16 protein-coding genes and 1 pseudogene are annotated in these 20,514 nt (G+C 40.4%); 7 read left to right on the forward strand and 10 right to left on the reverse strand.

Annotation, left to right across the window (positions count from 1 at the left end; all coding sequences use genetic code 11):
* Positions 1 to 93: 93 nt before the first annotated feature.
* Both V7K97_RS30655 and V7K97_RS30660 read left to right on the forward strand, forming a co-directional pair.
* Positions 94 to 369, forward strand: a complete 276-nt coding sequence (locus tag V7K97_RS30655; protein ID WP_334804733.1) for a BrnT family toxin — start codon at positions 94 to 96, stop codon at positions 367 to 369.
* The gene (locus V7K97_RS30660) at positions 350 to 640 is read left to right on the forward strand and encodes a ribbon-helix-helix protein, CopG family (protein WP_334804734.1); all 291 of its coding nucleotides are present in this window, start codon (positions 350 to 352) and stop codon (positions 638 to 640) included. The genes V7K97_RS30655 and V7K97_RS30660 overlap by 20 nt, the downstream gene beginning before the upstream one ends.
* A 216-nt stretch (positions 641 to 856) precedes the next feature.
* Here V7K97_RS30660 and V7K97_RS30665 read toward each other — a convergent pair.
* Positions 857 to 1,129, reverse strand: a pseudogene (locus V7K97_RS30665) (DUF429 domain-containing protein); the annotation flags it as partial.
* Between the two features lie 82 nt (positions 1,130 to 1,211).
* Here V7K97_RS30665 and V7K97_RS30670 point away from each other — a divergent pair.
* Both V7K97_RS30670 and V7K97_RS30675 read left to right on the forward strand, forming a co-directional pair.
* Positions 1,212 to 2,060, forward strand: a complete 849-nt coding sequence (locus tag V7K97_RS30670; protein ID WP_334804735.1) for an RnfABCDGE type electron transport complex subunit D — start codon at positions 1,212 to 1,214, stop codon at positions 2,058 to 2,060.
* Between the two features lie 32 nt (positions 2,061 to 2,092).
* Positions 2,093 to 3,472 carry a DUF2330 domain-containing protein gene (locus V7K97_RS30675; protein ID WP_334804736.1) on the forward strand — a complete coding sequence of 460 codons (1,380 nt, stop codon included), beginning with the start codon at positions 2,093 to 2,095 and terminating at the stop codon, positions 3,470 to 3,472.
* 518 nt (positions 3,473 to 3,990) lie between these two features.
* Here the strand turns inward: V7K97_RS30675 and V7K97_RS30680 are convergent.
* Positions 3,991 to 4,353 carry a hypothetical protein gene (locus tag V7K97_RS30680; RefSeq protein WP_334804737.1) on the reverse strand — a complete coding sequence of 121 codons (363 nt, stop codon included), beginning with the start codon at positions 4,351 to 4,353 and terminating at the stop codon, positions 3,991 to 3,993.
* A 386-nt stretch (positions 4,354 to 4,739) separates the two neighbouring features.
* Here V7K97_RS30680 and V7K97_RS30685 point away from each other — a divergent pair, with 386 nt between their 5' ends.
* From V7K97_RS30685 to V7K97_RS30695, 3 genes are all read left to right on the forward strand, one after another.
* Positions 4,740 to 5,390 carry a sigma-70 family RNA polymerase sigma factor gene (locus V7K97_RS30685; RefSeq protein WP_334804738.1) on the forward strand — a complete coding sequence of 217 codons (651 nt, stop codon included), beginning with the start codon at positions 4,740 to 4,742 and terminating at the stop codon, positions 5,388 to 5,390.
* Positions 5,391 to 5,459: 69 nt separating this feature from the next.
* Positions 5,460 to 5,603 carry a hypothetical protein gene (locus V7K97_RS30690; RefSeq protein ID WP_334804739.1) on the forward strand — a complete coding sequence of 48 codons (144 nt, stop codon included), beginning with the start codon at positions 5,460 to 5,462 and terminating at the stop codon, positions 5,601 to 5,603.
* Between the two features lie 46 nt (positions 5,604 to 5,649).
* Positions 5,650 to 8,283 (forward strand): CHAT domain-containing protein, encoded by a 2,634-nt coding sequence (locus V7K97_RS30695; protein ID WP_334804740.1) that lies wholly within the window; start codon positions 5,650 to 5,652, stop codon positions 8,281 to 8,283.
* Between the two features lie 425 nt (positions 8,284 to 8,708).
* Here the strand turns inward: V7K97_RS30695 and V7K97_RS30700 are convergent, their stop codons facing one another.
* The 8 genes from V7K97_RS30700 to V7K97_RS30735 form a co-directional block, all read right to left on the reverse strand.
* Positions 8,709 to 9,818 carry a hypothetical protein gene (locus V7K97_RS30700; RefSeq protein ID WP_334804741.1) on the reverse strand — a complete coding sequence of 370 codons (1,110 nt, stop codon included), beginning with the start codon at positions 9,816 to 9,818 and terminating at the stop codon, positions 8,709 to 8,711.
* 45 nt (positions 9,819 to 9,863) lie between these two features.
* A complete protein-coding gene (locus V7K97_RS30705) occupies positions 9,864 to 10,832 on the reverse strand; it encodes a lysylphosphatidylglycerol synthase transmembrane domain-containing protein (RefSeq protein WP_334804742.1) in 969 nt (322 codons plus the stop codon).
* Positions 10,833 to 10,995: 163 nt separating this feature from the next.
* A complete protein-coding gene (locus tag V7K97_RS30710) occupies positions 10,996 to 14,295 on the reverse strand; it encodes a glycosyltransferase family 39 protein (RefSeq protein ID WP_334804743.1) in 3,300 nt (1,099 codons plus the stop codon).
* An 8-nt stretch (positions 14,296 to 14,303) separates the two neighbouring features.
* Positions 14,304 to 15,653 (reverse strand): tetratricopeptide repeat protein, encoded by a 1,350-nt coding sequence (locus V7K97_RS30715; protein ID WP_334804744.1) that lies wholly within the window; start codon positions 15,651 to 15,653, stop codon positions 14,304 to 14,306.
* A 195-nt stretch (positions 15,654 to 15,848) separates the two neighbouring features.
* Positions 15,849 to 16,556, reverse strand: a complete 708-nt coding sequence (locus V7K97_RS30720) for a class I SAM-dependent methyltransferase (RefSeq protein WP_334804745.1) — start codon at positions 16,554 to 16,556, stop codon at positions 15,849 to 15,851.
* Positions 16,557 to 16,652: 96 nt separating this feature from the next.
* The gene (locus tag V7K97_RS30725) at positions 16,653 to 18,197 is read right to left on the reverse strand and encodes an efflux RND transporter periplasmic adaptor subunit (RefSeq protein WP_334804746.1); all 1,545 of its coding nucleotides are present in this window, start codon (positions 18,195 to 18,197) and stop codon (positions 16,653 to 16,655) included.
* A 155-nt stretch (positions 18,198 to 18,352) separates the two neighbouring features.
* Positions 18,353 to 19,579, reverse strand: a complete 1,227-nt coding sequence (locus V7K97_RS30730; RefSeq protein WP_334804747.1) for a glycosyltransferase family 4 protein — start codon at positions 19,577 to 19,579, stop codon at positions 18,353 to 18,355.
* A gap of 93 nt (positions 19,580 to 19,672) precedes the next feature.
* Positions 19,673 to 20,497, reverse strand: a complete 825-nt coding sequence (locus tag V7K97_RS30735) for a glycosyltransferase family 2 protein (RefSeq protein WP_334804748.1) — start codon at positions 20,495 to 20,497, stop codon at positions 19,673 to 19,675.
* Positions 20,498 to 20,514: the final 17 nt, after the last annotated feature.

Raw genomic sequence — 20,514 nt, forward strand, 5'->3', positions numbered from 1 at the left:
GTTGCTGATTTAAGTTTAGCAACGCCTTTTATTTTGCGATGCAGTCATGCCCCAAAATAACTATTGCTAGAATGATGAGGAATTATAAGGGAAATGCGATTTGACTGGGATAATCACAAAAGTCAGCTTCTTAAGCAAAATAGGGGATATTCCTTGGAAGAAGTTGCTACTATTTTGGCAGGCGACTATGTAGAACGAATAAAACGAGATGATCCAGAACAATTTATTGCTATTGGATATCTGGGAAACACCCTTTTGTCGGTCATTTACGAAGTTCGTTATGATGATGAAGGGGAATATATTTGGTTAATTACTTATTGGAAAAGTACGAGACGGGAGAGAGAAATCTATGAACAATATTTCTATTAAAAAACTTGAGGAGAAAATTGAGGCAGGAGAGGAAGTTGTTGATCGTTATTTTGACTCCACCACAACTAGAGTCGGAACACCTCGTAAAATGACCTCACGAAGAGGACAGGATATAATAACAAATCTTGAAATTCCTAGTCCGATGCTCAACGAACTCGACGAAATGGCAACCGAACTCAATATTAGCCGTCAAGCTGTGATTAAAATGATGCTAAGACGCGCTCTTGATGAACACTATTTGGCCAAGAACCAGATTAAATCAGAAATTTGATTGCGTAACTTGCCGCCGTAGGCATAGCTTTTGCGTGTGCTGTTACCCGAATTCTTCAAATTTCACTCTGAAAACTTCATGTTTTGAGTAGGAAAATCAAGCACTGAGGGAAATTAGACATCTGGTGAAATTAAATATGCGTTACCCATAACCCTTGTAGAGACGTAGTACTGCTACGTCTCTACATTCTTTTTCACTCCTATGTCTATTACAATTTTAGGCTAATATTCTCTGAGGGATGACAATGTAGCCAGTGGTGCCGCAGCTACGCCCGTCGTAGACATCGCCTAATACTAAATTACGTTGTTCTCCCCAATACCACCAATAAGCAGCAACATAGGCGCAGATTAAGCTATCTAATTTATCTGCTTTGAGGGCTGCGCCTGTGGTGGGGATTTCGGAAGGAAACGAACCGCAGAGGCGCAGAGAACACAGAGGAGGAGAGAGGGAGGGGAGGATATCGAGAAGATAACGGACGCTTTGTAACAAAATCTGTAACAGCAATACTATTTGAGCTAATACTCGTCTAGATTAATGAGAAATCTACGGGGAATCCCTGAATAAAAGGGTAATGTTGCTCAAAGATATACGAGATTATCAAATTCTATTTCTGGGCTTATTCCTAGTCTTGGGAATCGGTACACGAGATTGGACTCTGCGACCAGAGTTAATTGGGGTAGCGATCGCCACAAGTCTAGCAACTCAATGGATCTTTTCATTAGTCATTTGTCATTGGTCATTGGTAAATAAGAAAGGACAAAGCCCAAATCTTCGTAGTGCTTTAATTACCTCTTTGGGACTCAGTTTATTGTTGCGGGCTGATCACTGGACGACAATGGCAATAGCCGCAGCAATGGCAATCGCTAGCAAATTTATTTTTCAAGTCGGCGATAAGCATTTCTTCAATCCCGCCAATTTTGGCATCATCTCTGCCTTGATTTTCACCCCCGATGCTTGGGTTTCGCCGGGACAATGGGGTGAAGAGTGGTGGTATGGGCTATTATTTCTCGGTACTGGCGGCATGATTTTGCAGCGCGTTGGGCGTTGGGACACCACAGCAGCTTTTTTGGGTTCCTACTCCTTGCTAGAAGCCATTCGTAACCTCTGGCTGGGTTGGACTTGGGATGTTTACTGGCACCGATTGATGAGCGGATCTTTGCTGCTGTTCGCCCTATTTATGATTACAGATCCGCGATCGATTCCCAATTCCCGAATTGGGCGTGTAGTTTGGGCAACCTCCATCGCCGGATTAACCTTTATCCTGCGAAATTATTTCTTTATTTCCACAGCAGTATTCTGGGCGCTGTTTGCCCTTGCACCATTGAGCATCCTACTAGATGTTTTCTGGTTAGCGCCGAGGTTTGGTTGGAGTGAGGGAGATGAGGAAGATGGGGTAGTACTGCTAACTCCAAACTCCTAACTCCAAACTCAGCAAAAATACAGAGGTATAAAATGAAATTTTTTCGACTTTTAACGCCATTATTGTTAGCAATTGTAGCTGTTTTGTGCTTTGCACCAGCAGCTTGGGCATTTTGTGGATTCTATGTAGCTAAAGCTGATACCAAACTGTATAACAAAGCTTCTCAGGTGGCGATCGCACGGGATGGCGAACGCACCGTCCTAACGATGGCAAATGACTTTCAAGGCGAAGTCAAAGATTTTGCAATAGTAATACCTGTGCCAACGGTATTACAAAAAGAGCAAGTTCACGTAACTGAACCAAAGATTATTGAACGCCTAGATGCTTTTAGTGCGCCGCGATTGGTAGAATATTTTGACTCAGATCCGTGTGCCCCAATAGGTAATACCGATTGGGTGGGTGCAGTACCAGCGCCAGCCGCCGCGAGAAGTGAGGCGGGGAGTGCAAGGAGCGATCGCAGTTTGGGGGTAACAGTCGAAGCACGTTTCAATGTGGGCGAATACGACATTGTAATCCTCAGTGCGAAAGAATCTGGCGGATTGGAAACTTGGCTCAAACGCAGTGGCTACAAAATTCCCAGAGGTGCGAAACAGTTACTTCAACCTTATATTCGCTCCTCAATGAAGTTTTTTGTTGCCAAAGTTAACTTAGATAAATTCGAGCAATCTGGCTATCAGTTCCTCCGTCCGCTACAAATTTCCTACCAGTCACCTAAATTCATGCTGCCAATTCGTTTGGGCATGATCAATGCCACGACAGAGCAGGATCTCATTGTCTACATTCTTTCACCCCAAGGACAGGCAGAAATCACTAACTATCGGACGGTGAAAATTCCCTCCGACGCAAACGTTCCCTTATTTGTCAAAGATGAATTTGGGGAATTCTACAAATCCATGTTTCAAACCAGCTACACCAAAGAAGATCGGAAAGTTGGTTTTTTAGAATACGCTTGGGACATGAGTAGTTGCGATCCCTGTTCTGCCGATCCTCTAACCCCAGAAGAACTCAAGGAAGCAGGCGTATTTTGGCTAGATGATAATTCTGGAAATAATGTGCCTGTATCCCCAAGCTTTCGTCGTTCCTTTCCTAGAAATAGCGTTTTCATCTCTCGGTTGCATGTCCGCTACACCCGTGATAAATTCCCTGAAGACTTGATATTTCAACAAACTGCTAACAGTGAATCTTTCCAAGGGCGGTATGTTTTGCAACATCCGTTCCAAGGGGAACTTAAATGTCAGGCGGGTAGAGAATATAAGCGGTCTTTGCCTAAGCGTTTTGAACAAGAGGCGCAAACTCTAGCTAAACTAACCAATTGGAAAATCCAAGACATTCGCAACAAAATGAAGCTGAGTGTCGGGAATTTAAGATATTCTTGGTGGGAAAATTTCATGTCCTGGCTGGGATTATATTGAGGGGAGTGGCTACAGAGAATAAACCTTAGCTCGACTTTATCCATTTTTTGGCAACACTCAAGCTGCCGATGAAACCTTTGTGGGACAATAGTTTGACTTTTTCGATTTCACCGTGAATCAGTCACATGGAAAAAGGTTTTGCCAAAAAGCTAGGGTTTTTGCTCTATAGCGGTTCCCATTCAGATGCGGTACAACATTATCTAAGTGTAGGGGCACGGCACTGCCGTGCCCCTACGGGTGTACCTCACGTAAACGAGAACTGCTATATAAGGAGAAGCAAGTTCTTAATTTTGGATCAAGTCGAGCTAAGGCAAAAGGGAGAAAACCAAGAAGTTTTCTCCCTTTAACTAGTAGTCCGCCAAGTCAACAATGCTTGGTTTGTAGTGAGCGCTTCACCGCTCAAATCAAGGACTAAAGTCCTTACTACGAACTTATTCACCCAATCATTGTTAGTGTGGTGGACTACTAGTGAGATGACATCTTCAATTACTGTGACTCTTGCTTTTTCTAATTCCCAATTATTGATGTTGCTCTACTGGGCGTTCACGTTGACCTTGGCCTGATTGAAGCTCATTGTGACGCTGGTTTATTTGGCGTTCACGCTGACGTTGCCCAAACCGACGCTCATCGTGACGTTGGTTTACTCGGCGTTCACGCTGACGTTGCCCAAAACGACGCCCATCCTGACGTTGGTTTACTTGGCGTTCACGCTGACGTTGCTCAAACCGACGCTCATCCTGACGTTGCCCAAACTGACGCTCATGCTGACCTTGATCTACTTGACGCTCATTTTCTACGGTTCCTTGAGCAGAGACTTGCTCTAAACCTGTACTGGAAGCCAACATTAGACCTAACAGACAATAACCGATAATTTTCTTCATCAAAGATAGGCTTTTAATAAAACATACTTAAGTAAGTAGGCGAGAATAAATCAAAGTAGATTAAGTAATGTAAAAAATCTTGAGATGAGTTCGTAGTGAGCGGCTCCAGCCCTCAAATGAGGACTTTAGTCCTCTCTACGAGACGTTTTGCGTAGCAAGATCCCCGAAGGGGTACACTACAAACCTTGAATTATTCACGCCGCTCTACTTAAGCTCTAGCTTGCCATAGCAGTCAGGTGGCTGTCTTCGTTGAAAACTCTACATATACTTAAAGTTTAGATAAAGCTGATCGTCAGTTTGCCTTGACGATCTTGATGAAAGGTAATTTTTTCGGGCGTTGTTATACGCAATACTAAGATATTCTTGCTTTCTTCGCCAAGATTGTCATGGTTCAATTCGATGAACAGCTACGCTGCTTAGTTAAAGAAGCCTGTGGACACAAACCTGGAAGCCCTCAGCGTCAGAAGCTGCTCACGCAAATTATTCGCTTGACAGCAAGTAGACTTTGGAGGGAAAATACTCCCTACTATCAAGATGCACTACAACAAACTTGGTTGTATTTCTGTCGTAATGTTTGTGAAGGTTTGACAGGTAAAGTCTATGACTCTACTTATGGCAGTGTCATTACCTGGCTGAATGCTTACCTAAAACGGAGACTACAAGACTTTTACATTAACCATAACCGAGAACAAGCCACAACAGTCTCTCTGAGAATTCGTCAGTCTACATCGGGTAGAACAAGTGAAACCATTGACCCTGTAGAGAATCTCCCGGCTAGCCCCCAAGTACCTCCAATTCTAGAAGATTTGGAGATATGGGTGCAGACTGATTCTGATGGAGAACTGCGCGGTACTTACATTAAAGGGCATCCAGATGTGAATTGTCAGGTGTTAATTCTCAAACGCTTACCCCCAGAAGTTAGCTGGAAAGAATTATCTGAGGAATTTGGGCTGTCAATTCCGACATTAAGCAGTTTTTATCAGCGCCAATGTCTACCGCGTTTGCGTAAATTCGCACAGTTGGAGGGATTATTGTAACCATTCCCTGCTTTAAAAAGACAGAGCTATGTCCCCCGCCCAACACTACTAACAATTGCTGGTTCACTTATGTTGTTTGCGGAACTGAAAGCGGCAAAAGGCGATCGCCGCTTAGGTCATGATAAAATAACCTCATCAGTACAAGATTTAAAAACCTACCCCCGGACTGAGGGAAAGTCTACGCCCGAAACAACTTTTGAGTGTCAAGGCTAAAACAACTAGGATTTTTGGCACCTGCCCAACGCACATATTCACCGCATTGGTTCACCTTTTACGTTTGCTTTTGTACTTCCTGATCGCTTTGCTATGCATTCTCGGTTCACCTGTGCTGGCAAAAGTTTCTGGCTCAATCAATTTCTTATCTCAACTGCCAATAAACAGTTTTACATCCCTAGCGGTGGCGGTTGACCCTGCCTCACTACTAGAACAGGGCAAAGTTTTATACAGTGCGGGAAACTTTGCCAAAGCTGTAGAAGTATTACAACAGGCTGTGAAGGAATATAAGCAGCAAGGGGATAGCCGCAGACTGGCAGCGACACTAAGTAATCTTTCCCTAGCTTACCAGCAACTCGGTGCATGGAGTCAGGCGCAGCAAGCAATTACAGAAAGCTTAAATTTGCTCAAAGGAGAGAATGAAAAGCAAAATCTGCAAATATTTGCCCAATCACTAGACATTCAAGGTCGTCTGCAACTGTCAATGGGACAAGCTGAGGCGGCTTTAGCAACTTGGCAACAGACAGAAAAAATTTACAAGCAAACAGATAATCAAAGTGGCGTGGTGCGATCGCTAATCAATCAAGCCCAGGCGTGGCAAACTCAAGGATTTTACCCCCGGTCTGTCAAAATACTCGAAGAAGTTAGTCAGACCTTAAAATCTCAAGCAGATTCCAGAGAAAAGACAGTGAGTTTGCGATCGCTCGGTGATGCCCTTTTGGTATTGGGCGATTTGGAAAAGTCACGTCAAGCCCTAGAAGAAAGTCTAATGATTGCTCGAAATCTGCAATCAAACGCGGATATTGGGGCTAGTCTGTTCAGCCTGGGAAATAATGCCCGGAAACAACACCAAAAGCCACAGGCGATCGCCTATTATCAACAAACAGTCGCGGTCTCTCCCTCACCCCTGACAAAAGTCCAAGCCCAACTGAATCAACTGGGACTACTCATTGAAGACCAACAATGGGCAAAGGTTCAAACTCTCTTGCCGTTGATTAAGTCCCTACTCGACCAACTCCCTCTTAGCCGTGCTAGTATCTACGCTCAAGTCAACTTATCACAAAGTTTACCAAAAGTCAAGAGTGGTAATTTGCAAGCATCTAGTCAGAATTATTACTCAGGATTCAGCACCAAAGACTCAGCAGTATTACTCGCTAGTGCCATCCAGCAATCGCGCAGTTTAGGGGACAAGCGGGCAGAGGCTTATGCTCTGAAGAGTCTAGGCGGCTTGTACGAAGAAACCAGACAGTGGTCAGAGGCGCAAGACCTGACCCGACAAGGATTAGCCTTGGCACAGAGCAGCAATGCACCAGAAATTACCTATACCTTGGAATGGCAGTTAGGTAGATTGCTCAAAGCAAAAAAAGATATTAATGGTGCGATCGCGGCCTATGATGCTGCTGTAAACACTCTCAAATCTCTTCGCAGAGATTTAGTAGTGAATAAAGATGTAGTCAACCAGGATGTGCAATTCAACTTTCGGGACAGCGTAGAACCCGTCTACCGCCAGTCAGTAGAATTACTGCTGCAATCCCAACAAGGAAAACCAGATGAAAAAATATTGGAGAAAGCCCGCGAACGGATTGAAGCACTCCAACTAGCAGAATTGGACGACTTTTTCCAGGAAGCTTGTTTGCAAGGTAAGAAAGTAGCCCTCGATCAAATGGTAGACCAAGATAATTCCCAGGCTGCCATCCTTTATCCGATTATTCTTCCTGACGAACTCCAGGTAATTGTCAAAATTCCCAAACAACCTCTGCGAAGCTACAAGACTGAGATTTCCCAAGCAGAAGTAGAAAAACTCTTAGTAGAACTGCGAAGAAATCTTGTCAATCCCACCGCTACCAAGATTGTCCAAACTCAATCCCAAGAAGTTTACAACTGGCTGCTCAAACCCATTGAGTCACAATTGCAAACAAGTGGCGTTGACACCCTAGTTTTCGTTCTGGATGGCGCGTTACGTAATTTACCAATGGCAGCTCTCTATGATGGTAAGCAATACTTGGTAGAAAAATATGCGATCGCTCTCAGCGTAGGGCTGCAACTCCTCAACCCAAAACCACTGGTGCAACAGCAGTTAAGAGCGCTAACCGCAGGATTAACTCAGCCCCCGCCAAGATTTGCCAACTATGGGCCATTGCTTGGGATCAAATCTGAATTCGACGGCATTACCAAAGCTGGAGTATCCACAACTCGTCTACTAGATGGGGATTTTAAGAAAAAGAATTTAGAAAGTGAAATTGCTGCTGCTTCATTCAACATAGTGCATTTAGCAACCCACGGACAGTTTAGTTCCCGCCTTGAAGACACTTTTATTTTAGATTTCGATGGTCAGATCAATGTCAAAGATTTTGATACTCTCTTTCGCAGTCAGGGTAAAACCGTAGTAGAACTATTAGTTTTAAGTGCTTGCCAAACAGCAGCCGGAGACAACCGTGCAGCACTAGGTCTAGCAGGAGCCGCAGTACGAGCTGGGGCACGTAGTACCATAGCTTCCCTGTGGCAAATAGATGATGAATCGACAGCGATGTTTGTGAGTGCCTTCTATCGAGAACTCAAGAGGGGCAAAATCACCAAAGCCCAAGCAGTCCACCGTGCCCAGCTACAATTGCTGAAACATCCTAACTATCATGCACCAAGCTTTTGGTCTGCCTATGTATTGATTGGCAATTGGTTGTGATTTGAGGATTGGGGATTGGGGACTCGTTTATCTAGCTCAGAACTTCAAATCTGCCAATCGATAAGCCGCTTTTAGCAGTTTGAGGCTCTCTTGATAGAAGTCTAAAGACTCAAAACCTCTATCTCCCATATCATCTCAATATACAATCCATCAATTTTATCAATACCTTTGCCAAAATAAGAGCCTACCAAAATTTTGGTAAAACTGGCAAAATTACCTATACATAAGCGTTTCGCTTCAAAGGTAGTTTGTCATCTCAAACCCTTATACTGCGGTCAATACGTTAAAAAAACCTTGTGGTAAACCTGAAAGGAATTTTTAGGACTTATTGTTTTTGCCAAACCTCAGAGAAAAGGGACTTAATAGTTCAAGCACCATCAACTCACCCTCGTAAATTGGCGAAGGTATTGTCTGTAGTAAACAATTTACGGCATTTTATAGTAAAACTTTGCTAACTGACGGGCGCTTTCTTCCCACTTTTGATTACCTGTCACAGATGCCCAATAAGCAAAACCACGTAAGGCTGTCTTTCTATCTATACCTTTTACCTTGCCAGAGCGTCCCTTTTCCTCTCCAGCAGTGCGGGTATTACCCTCAGTGCTAATTTCTCCAGAAGGCAAGATTCTTGTCTGCTCCCATAGCAGCGATTTATTGATCATCGCTACAACTTTAGGCGTTATGGTATCTTGCGGAAAGTACATCACCCATCGCTGGGCATAAATCACACCTACCATCTGATAACTACTGTCATGGCCATTTTTTTCTGGGTTAACACCATCTGGACGTTGCAAAGATAAACCATCTTCAATAGACTTACGGGCGTATTTAATCAGTTCTTCATCGCCAGTTAGTTTACCTGTCAATCCTAAAGCTGTTGCAACTAAGTAACGACGATGGGTGTAAGGTCTGTTGCCTCTGATTCCTTGTTCCCAGACTTTCGACGAAATCATCCAACGGGCGGCGCGATGTACCAAAGGTTTATATTTGGCTACTTGAAAGGCATACTGTTTTGAGTGTGGAGATTGTTGTATGACTAGAAGTGCATGGGCAACTCCTTCTACAAAGAAAGAGGTACTATGGAAGCGATCGCCCGTCATGGAGAAACTGCCGTCATCAACTTGCTGGGCAAACCCCCAGTCAAACATCTTAAATCCTGCTTCAACGGCTTGTGGATCATTCTTTATCAGCCCACCAATAATTAATTCTTCCCCAGGTCGCTGGTCTTCGATATACCAACCTCCTGCCTGATGATGTAGCCAACGCACATTTATACCGTTAGCACCATTGGACATCATTGATTTATGCAAACCTGACAAATTTCGGTAGAGAACATTGGCGATTAAATCAGTTGATTCATGCTCAAAATCTGTTTTTTGGGATAATTGAGACTGAGATAGATTACTTTGCTCTGTTCTTAAAGCTACTTCAAACTGCTTATTGAAATGACTGGTATATTGTTTAGCAAAAACCATAGTGATGTTAGTCATTGGCAGCAATAATAAAAGTACCCAAGCTGCTAGATATTGCCTTTTCATCGTTTTATCTATCCTTCGTTAGCTGAAAGTTTTTATCCTGCTGTATCATTCCATTTTTCCTTGCCTTGCTAATTGAAATCCTGTTGAATCCAAAAGCAAAATTAAAGCTCCTGGCAAACTCAATAGCCAGCTTAAACCTGTAATTGTTAAGGATAACAGCAGAGCCTGTTCTGTAGTTAAACCAATACGATTAAACAGGTAAATCCATAAACCCTCTTTTAGACCCAGGCCTCCTAAAGATATGGGCAATAAGGTAACTACTACGATGATCGGAATAAATACTAAAAGCTGTAAATAAGAAATAGAAATTTTCAACTGTTGCGCCACTATATAGTGGTAATAAACTATAGCTAACTGAAGTAACATTGATAGCCCCATTGATAAAGCTAAGGCTGTACGATGCTGGGCAAATTTTCGTAACAGAATTTGAATCTTAGCAAAGCGAGTAGTTACTTTGCCGAGGTGAAACTTTTCTAACCAAGGTTCAGCTAACATTAATAGTTTGGGGCTTGATATAAGTAAAACTGCTGCTACTAAAGCAGCTACACAGGTTAGAAATAACAAAATAATATCCCAGCGTCCGATTAATCTAAAAGCGGGAGGTAGCCCAATTAAAGCTAAAGCAGATAAAGCTGCCAGTCCGGTAAATCTTTCTAAAAATACAGATACTATTGCGACTTCTGAATCTTTGGTTACTTGAGTAATTCTATAAACACGATATACATCTCCACCAAGAGCACCTGGCAGAAAAATATTAAGAAACATTCCAGCAAAATAACTGGTCAGCAAGCTACTCATTGGTACAGTATGACCGCTTGAATTAAGAACAACCTGCCAGCGCCAGCAACTCAACACTTGACAACCAGTGTAATAGACTAAAGCTAGGATAATGAAGGGTAAAGATAGGTGTTGAAATTGAGTCCATACTTGACTAAAATTTATGCGAGTAAATACAAAAGCAAGTAGACTAATACTTACAGTTGTTTTAATAAATGTGATTGGTTTAAACTTCATGTTTTTTAAACTTGATATATATAGGACTCCTGTCTGATTTCTGAACAAAATTTCAGATAAAACCCTGATAAAACTCGCTTTTCAGTCTCAGGATGTGTTCAAAAATAAAATCGTAGTTCTATATCTGTATAAATTAGTTATTAAATACAGATATATAATTTGATTAATAAGCTCCTAAATCTTTGCCTTGGTTAGGTATAAGTTTAGGTAATCCATCTTCTGGTTGCCAAAGTCGTAAACGAGTTCCAAACCTATCTATAACTGGTTTACCTAATGTTTCGATATACTCCCAAGTATTGGGTTCAAATCTGCTTATTCTTATATCATCTACATGAATCCATACACGTTGAGATTTTGCTAATATCTGATTTATTTGATCTATATTACTGACTACTACTCCACCTCCCCATCTATCAATTAATTTTCCGTTGCGCCAGTAAATTGCATCTAAATAGTCTGTTCCCATTAAAAAGTAATCTAAACCTCCTAAATTAATTGCAGCAAATGGAGGTGTAGGTGAAATAATTATATCTTCTGGAGTTTTATATCGGTGTATATACTCAAATATCTGGGTATTACTTCTATTAATTGCTTCGGAATAACCCGCTAACACTTTAGTTGGCTGTAGGTTAATAATTATTATTATCAAACTAGATATTAACGTAGCCTTTTTTAAAGGCATAAGTTCATTTATCATCACCTGTAGTTTATTACCAATGGTTTCCGTTAAACAGATCATGCTGTAAATAGCTAGCAAAATAAATAGTGGATAAACACCGTAAACGTAGCGTTCTTCTAGTTGATAACTAAGAAGCGTTACAATAAATATTTGAGACATAACGCAGACAAAAAAGAAAGATAATATAGGGTGACATTTTTTAAAGAAGTAAAGCATTCCTATACAGAAGAAGCCACTATAAATTATTTGCATCCTATCAGAACCAATAAACATATTAGAAATTAGCACTGTGACATCAGAAAAGTGTAACCTTAGATAATCACCCGTACTATCAGATAATGCAGCCAAAGGAGTTAAAAGGCGGATAGCAGCAAAGCCAATATCATAAATAAAAATAGCTAAAGTAACTACACAGCCTAAGATAATGTGCCAGTCTTGCGATAAACTAAACGGACGATAAAAACAAAGGAAACCAATTAAAAATACTGGCAGTAGAGTTAAGCTAATTTCTTGAGTTATTAAAGTTAAAGTAAGAGCAGTAAAGAAAATATATTGATAAAGCTTTCCAGATTGTTCAATAAAACCCTTAAAAAAAGACCACAAAGATAGAATAGTTAAGCATTGTAGAACCTGGTAAAACCGGATATTGCGTGAATACCAAAGTTCCCAAGGGTTGATAGCTAAAATTGCTGTTACTAGTAGAGCAATCCAAACCTTTCCAGTAAGCTGACGAGCAAATATATAGACTAAAATTAGAGTAGCTGTACCCCAAAGTGCGGATAACAAGCGAGCATTAACTATAGAATCTCCCACTAGTCGTAACCAAAGAGCCAGCAAGTAGTGATAAAAAGGGCCACGAGTGTACCAAATACCAGAAGTAGCTATGGGTGCGCCCGTGCGTAAGATACCTCTAGCAGCATCTAGGGAAGTATTTTCATCAGGATCTAAGTCTATAAAACCAAGATTATAAACCCTTAACCCAAATCCTATACTGACAATTAAGATGAGAAATATCCACTCACCCCAAATAGTCCATTTCTGCTGTAAAAGATTAAATTTATTTTGTAATACTGAGATTGGTGATTGTCCTCGTCTCTGCATCCAAACAAAAATGTAGGCAATAATCGCTGCTACAACAGCTAAACTAAACACAAGAAAGACATTTCCACCCCATGCCAAGCTGAAACTAACACAAGCTACTAAACCCAGCGAGAACCAAATAAAAGATAGAGGTAATTTACTAATCTTTCTCTTGACACGAATGAAAACTAATGTCAATACAATTATGGCTGTAAACCCAAACAATATTACGTAGTTACTGTTTGATTGGGCAAATAGTAATCCAACTTCTGCTTCTGCAAAGCGGTGTTTGAATAAACCAATAGCGACTAAAAACAAAGTGCTTGGTGAGAGTATTGCAGATCCGGCAACCAAGTTTTCCCACCACCGATTTCCATATCCCAGCCATAAACCCAAAAGTGAAGCATAAATTACCGCAAAGGCAACTCCTCCTATTAACCAGAGACTCTGATGCCATAAGTAATTAGGGTAATTGAGAAGATAGGCATTACCTTCAAAACTGCGCTGGAAGCTTTCCGGTTTAGGTAAACCTAAAAGACTTACAGGTTTCTCTTCACCTGCACCTTCTGTCCATCCAGGTACAGGTTGATTTAAGGCTGTCCAAGTCTGATCAGTGCCAATTTCTCCAACAATTTCGCCTGTTTCTGTTTCTGCCCACCCATCTAAAAAGAAGTCAATAATACTATTAGGATTAATGGAGTTAGTTCCTGTCAATGCTGTATTTAATGGGCTAACTAAACTCACAGCTAATGTATTTTTTCCGGATCGGATAAACTTTGTGACTTCTAAAAGATGCAACTGATTGCCGTTCTCAATTCTATAATTGTTAATAAGATTGCCGTTTAGCAACAGAGAATATGCACCTTGTCCAGTAAATCGAATATAGGCACGAAAAATCCGATCTGTTGGTATTTGCCATCCAACTCTGAGCCATACTTGTCCTTGAGAACTTTGATTTCCTGCAATCAAATTTCCCTGTAGAGAGCGGTCAAACAAATTTTTACTTAAGCGACTGTAAGTTGCTTCTCCAACCGAACCTAATACCTTAGCTTCTGGCCAATTTTCATCTGAGAAATCTCGGTCAAACCATTGGAGAGATTGACGAGTTTCTGACAAATTTGAAACTCGCCAAGTAGTTTCTCCTGTTGACAAACTAATAGGTATAGCATCATCTGTAGGATAAACAGCCCCCTCAACAACTACACGAGGATTAGTTTTTCCTTTTTGAATTTCTAACGCAATAACATTTTTACCTGGGCGCAAATAACGAGTTAAGTCTACATAAGCTGTTAATTTCCAGTCATTGGAACTAGCCAGTAAATAATTGACTGATGTTTTAGTATTGTAGCGATTACTATCATTAATATCTTGAAAAGGTATTTTCAGCCTTGCACCTAGACCAAGAGAATTGTTGAGAACACTATTTTCTCTTGCTATACGCCTGTTATTTACATACAGAGTAAAGTCATTATCAGCGCTGATTCTTAGCCAACTTACTGTTGCACTATCTGGTAAATTAAAAGTGTGACGGGCATAAAAACGGTAAGTAGGTGTTTGAGGGGCAATCCATTGGGCTTGTTGTGACCAATCCACACGCTCTACAGAAGTAGGTATTCTCTCCCAAATAGAAAACATCAAACTTCCCAGTAATAATCCTAAAGCTAATATCAGCCCCAATGGGAACCAACGTTGTGACCGTTCCATTATTTTTTCTATACTCCTGATTTATCCCAAGCCTTGGTGTCAACTGATTGACGATATCTTTCCCAGGTCTTGTTAATATCGCCGTTGTTATATTCAGCCCAAGTTAGATGGACATAGGCTTGTCCCATTAAACCAATCCCTGGTTCTTGAAAGTACTTTTGCCCATCTATGATTTGTTTAGCAACTTCAGCCGATTTCTGAAATTCTCCATTAACAACCCTGGCTAACATCAGGTCATATAAAGCTTCAACATTACCCGGAAATATGTTGAATGTTTTTTCAAAAATATCTGCGGCTGTTGCCGCATTTCTAGTATTAAGTTCGTTAAAATAATTAATACCTCGATTTAGAATTGCTGCCACAAAATACCCTCTTACCAAAAAGCGGTTAGGTTGACTATGTAAAGATTTTTCAAAATAGTTCTCTGCTTCTAAAAAATTACTATCTTTATAATTTTCTAGACCCTGAATGAAATTAACTAATCCTGGGTCGGCTGTATCTGTATATAACTCTGCCCTTGCAAGCCGCTCTAAAAATTCTTCGTCTCCCTGGAAAGGTGGATACAATCTTATTAAAGCTTGGCTAGTATTTACTACTTGATAATATTCACCTTTGGCAAACTGCACATTTAATTGATAATTAACAATATTAAAATAAATATGAGAGCCTAAAATAACAGAAAATAATAGTAAGCTCACAGGCACTAATATTTTCATGTCTTTAATTAAAGAATTGATTCCCTGCTGTTCCCAAGCTAGATAAAAGCCCATTAAGCAAATTATCACTCCAATTAGGCTGAAGCTCCAACCTTGACCAATACCAGCAAAAAAACTATTTTTGTAGCCAAATCCTTCAAGGATAACTTTATCCCATGATGGCAGTTGAAAAAATCGGCTATCCTCAATTTTTATGCCAAAAGTAGAAGCTGGAGGATCTGAATTATCCAAAACTATATTCTGCTTCCACTGTGCCTGAACTTCTGAGAAATTTTTATCTATGTGAGAGGATACTTCTTTTCCCCGGTTGTAATAGTCTGCCGCAATAAAAGACACAGCAGGCGACCAAGTTGTAATGAAATAGGGAAAAAGTAATATTGGGATTAATGCACCCCAAAAAACTAAGCGTGGAGCTTGTCGAATATGAAATAAAAATGTGTAAGTAAAACCAGCGATCGCACACAACGCTAATGGCACTCTGACAGCATTTGTCCAAAATAAATTTGTACCGAATGCTTCTAGAGTTTCTTGAGGTAAGCAATACCAAGGAAAGATTGCTCCTAAAAGTAAAACTAGTGACCCGATAAAAAGGGTAATCTTTTCTCGATTAAACCAGCTAGACCAGGAGCATAACTTCTTCATAGAGAATTATTTCCAAATTGACGATGTACAATTTATTCTGTCAACAGCTGGCGATTCAAATGATTTATTAAATCCCACATATCTCTAGCTCACATTTTTAAAATATGGAAGAATAAGTCAGAATTAAAAAATTCTTAACTGGAAAATTTAGAACTACCACTGATTGAATATCACGCAAATTTCAAGCATAAATAATTACTTTTTTATTGAAAGAAGATAACCAGTTCTAAATGGGATCGATTCACCAATCTTGTTGTCTTTAAAACAAGATTTAAGATTATCAATAGTCCAATCACTAAGATAAAACATCACACGTTTTTTTGTCTTTAATAAGGGAGCTAAAATAAAAACTCCATCATCGGACAAGCTTGATTTTATTTGATTCATAGCTGATTTAAACTTCGCATCTGTGACGATGTGTTGGATAACATCAATCATGACTATTAAATCAAATTTACCTGAGATATCATCCGTGGTAATGTCTTTTTTTTGAAATTGAAAATTTGCAAATTTTTGCTGAAGTTCGGGAAACAATACATCAGTAATGTCTACTCCCAAGTAGTTCTTTACACCTAAGTCAAATAGCATTTGAGTGTAATAACCAGTGCCGCAACCAATTTCTAGAACTTTGGCATTATTGAAATCAATATTTTGCTTGAAGCAGTAATCGAGAAAAATTTTTGCTGCTTGGGCATAAGCCTCTTGATTGTCTTTTTCAGACAAGCTTTGATCGCCAACTCCTCTGATAGATTTACCATATTTAGACAGGCGATCGCGCCAATATCGACCAGCATCATAGTCATCTCCCTTACCATAGATTACTGGCCCCATAGTTAGTTTATATAAAACTGTTTTAATGAAACCGATTGGAGATGTTGTGAATTTTAAGAGTAGTTCTTTCATTTGATATTTCTTTACTTTGTTAAGTGTTTGTAGTAAACGTGTAGCTGATAATGTCGCGTAACATTGCAAGTAAATTGCACTCGGTCTAAATTTTGGTCAACGAACTTGTACCTCGTTTTTGCCGACTGATTGCTGTGCTAGTGGGGTATCAATTTTTAGGCGATCGTCTGGATTTAACACTCTGGGAGATAATACTACTTCTTCTCCTGACTTTAAGCCTGCCAGCACTTCACGCTGGTTATCAAATGTTCTTCCTAGCTTGACTTTTTTCACAACAGCTTTACCTGCTTCAGCAACCATCACTATGCCTTCACCAGCAGACAAATGAGTCACAGAACTTTCTGGAATCATTAAAGCCGTTCTACTTTGATCAACAAACTGAACATAACCCTGCAAACCTGGAGGCATTTGCAAATTATCAACAGCAACCCAAACAGAATAGGTAAATTGTCGGTCAATACCCACTTTACTGGGCTTAGTGGCATCAGTTTGTACGGTTGGATTAAGCTGAATCACCCGTCCCTCAAAAGTACGTCCAGGATATGCCACCAAATGCACTATAGCTTTATTACCCACTTTGACTGCATTAAGTCTAGCTTGATCAATGTAAGCCTTAAATACAATATTCTGAGTTAAAGTTACTAACGAGTCACGGAGCCGTGCATCTGCTATTTCACCAGCATTTATATTTACCAAACTCACTAAACCATCGGTGCTGGCATATATAACTGTTCTACTTAAATCTCTCAGAGCCTCTTGTAGTTCTATTCTCCTGTTGTCAACGGTGAGACGAGCATCTTTGACATTTTTCTCTAGTGTGTCCTGGGCTAATGACAGAGCTTGCTGAGAAGAAATCAAGTCGTTTTGGCGAGCAATGTAGAAATCTTGGTTTATAAATTGCTGGGTTTGGGTAGTAATAATTCCCTGTTGAGCAGCTATTAGTTCTCTTTTGCGAGTTGCATAGGTATCTTGCATATCATAGAGTTGAAACTTGGAAATTGCTCCCTGCTCCGCTAAAATTTTAATTTGTCTGAGTTTCTCTTCAGCAGTCCCTACCCTTACCTGAGCAGCCTGGATATTGTTGTTTAATTCTTGATCTGCGAGTTTGTCAATTGTTCTTAGTCTAGTTTTAGCTGTATAAAACCTGTCATGAGCAGACCTAGCATCCTCTTTTAGGTCTGATAACCTTTTTGATACCGAGTTTTGCACAGTTTCAAGGTTCTTTTCCGCAATAGCGAGGTTATTGCGAGCCGTATTCACTTCATTTTCAAAGGGAGCTTTTTGTAACTGGAGCAGAGGTTGGCCTCGGCGCACCCTTTGCCCTTCCTCAACAAAAACTTTTTCTACGGTCCCCGATATCAAAGAACGAACATTCACTTCCTGCATAGCAACAGATTCACCAGGAGCGGCTAGATTATCCTCTAAACTTTTTGACGCTACTAACGCAGTCTCTACTTGGATAGGTTTGCCAGCCATACGTTGCAAAGCTGGATAACCGAAACCTGAAGAGTAAAATCTTGATTCTGGGTTTTTGAGAGCAGGGAGAAGTACAGTAAAGCTTAAAATCCCCATTAAACCTAAAGGGACTACTACGCAAGTTGTGAGAATCCCGCGAGTTAAAATTAGACGCGACTGTATCATTATATACAAGAAAAGTAGAACTAATTCAAGAATTTCATTCAGAGATGGATTTATTTACCTACCCTTCATACAAGCTATATACATATTTCCCTGAATACTCAACAAACTAACAATCCTAATAGAAATCACCAATCACCATTAATCGGAAAATTTTACTAGGCAAGAATTTCAGTACCTTTTCTAGTTACAGCGCTATCCAATGCGTTTGCAAATACTTTTTCCCATATAGGTGTAATCCGATACCAAGTAAAGCGAACTTCTATATCTGCTAAACCTTCTTGACCCATTTTTTGGGCTTTGATGGGATTCGATAATAAAGTCAAGATTGCTTGTGCTAAAGCTTCTGGATCTTTTTCTGCTACTAATAATCCAGTAATTCCAGAATGGATTACATCGACAATTCCCCCTACAGCACTGGCAATTACAGGCTTTTGGTGAGCTAAAGCTTCTATCATCACAATTCCTAAGCCTTCAGTATCACCCTTGCTATCGACAATTGCTGGTAATACAAATATGTCACACCCCGCATATTCATCAGCTAATTCTTCTTTACTGACAAACCCAAGAAAATCTACTATGTTGTTTAGACCCATTGCGTGACATTGTGATTTAATCTCAGGTTCGAGAATTCCCTTGCCCACAATGCGTAAACGTACAGGATATTTAGCTAAAACTAAAGGTAGAGCTGCCAATAAATATCGCAAACCTTTACGTTCATCTAACCTACCGACAAACAGAAGCTTAGGCACTTCCTCTGGTGAACGTTTTTTAGGTGGCTTCGGCTTTATAGTCATACCGTAAGGAATAACGGTAACAGACCCATCATAAATTTTACGAATTAACCCATTAGTAAAAGAAGAATTGGCTGTCACACCTTTAGCGATAGGCAGTAACCAACGGAGAATATGTGTCACAAAACCGAACTTATTTGCTAACATTAGTTCGGCTCCGTGGAAACTAAACACCATCGGAATACCCAATAAGATGCTGGCAGGTAAAGCCATCAACCCGTGAGGAAAAGGCCAATGAATCTGGAGTAAATTTGGCTTTTCCTTGCAGCATACCCAAAACAATTGCAGCGTACCCAACAAGATATACAAAATAGCAGCTAACAAATAGAGAGGCTGTCTCTGCAACTTGGTAGGAGCACCATCCCTTGCCAAATTTTCAAAATGTTTTGGGCAGTAGCGAAAGCGATATACTTTTACTCCATCTAATACATGGCTTTTAGAACCTTCGTAGGCAGGAGCGAATACCGTAAACTTAGCCCCTGTTGCTTGCAAGCGTAAAATTGCCTCACGTACAAAAGCACCATGATTGCCGTCAGCAGTCATAGGATATACAGAAGTGACGACAAGAATGTGTTTATCTTCAATACTCATAGGTGTGAAAAACTTACTAATTTTGGGGTGAAAATGAAACCCAGAAGCAGATGACTAACTCTCTCTGGGTTCATTTATGACGAGTTGAATTGACTAGACTATTTCCTGTAGAACAACACCAGGATAGTTTATGGTTGAATCAATTCTTTTCTCTTGGCGTCGATTAAGTAGACGACCTTCAGTTTGAAACCACCACCATAACTTGACAAAATCAATAGCTGAAGTCAGAAGACGCTTTTTGCCAAACTTGCTTGTTCCAGAATGTCGAGGATGCCAGGGTGTGAGAACCTCTGTAACGTTATATCTTTGTGCTGCTAATACCGCTAATAAGTAGCGATGGGTAATTGTTTCTACTGGCAGAGTCGATAATAAATCACGACGGACTAGTTTGATCCAGTTCATGTCGTGGATGTTTAAACCAAAGAGTAAACTACAAGTAGTATTGGCGAATTTAGAAGCAAGAATCTTACCATCACCCCGTTTCTGCCGCCAACCAGCTACTGCATCTACCCCTGGTACACAAGCTTCTAACAGCAATGGTAAGTCAGTTCGCATATCTGACTCTAAATCTGCTTGTCCCCAAAATATCCAATCAGTTTGGACATCATCTAATGCTGTCTTCCATACTCCAGTTACACCCCGCCTCTGGGGATGACGAATGATCCTCAAGTAATCATATTCTTCACTCATTTTCTTGAGGATTTGATAGCTATTATCTGTGCTGCCATCATCAACTACTAGTACTGGCAAACTAAAGCCCATATTCTCAAACGTTTCTTCTATATTAAGCAGGAGACGTTCTAGATTCCCTTCTTCATTAAGGCATGGAATAACTACAGTAATTGAATAATTTTCAGAGGTAGCCAGTTTTTTAAAACGTGATTTTTCCAAGAAGCTTACAGGACTTAAGGTAACCATATTTTCTTTCCTAATGA

Origin of the sequence: Nostoc sp. (assembly GCF_036917815.1) — a bacterium.
In the GTDB taxonomy this organism is placed as follows: Bacteria; Cyanobacteriota; Cyanobacteriia; order Cyanobacteriales; family Nostocaceae; genus Nostoc.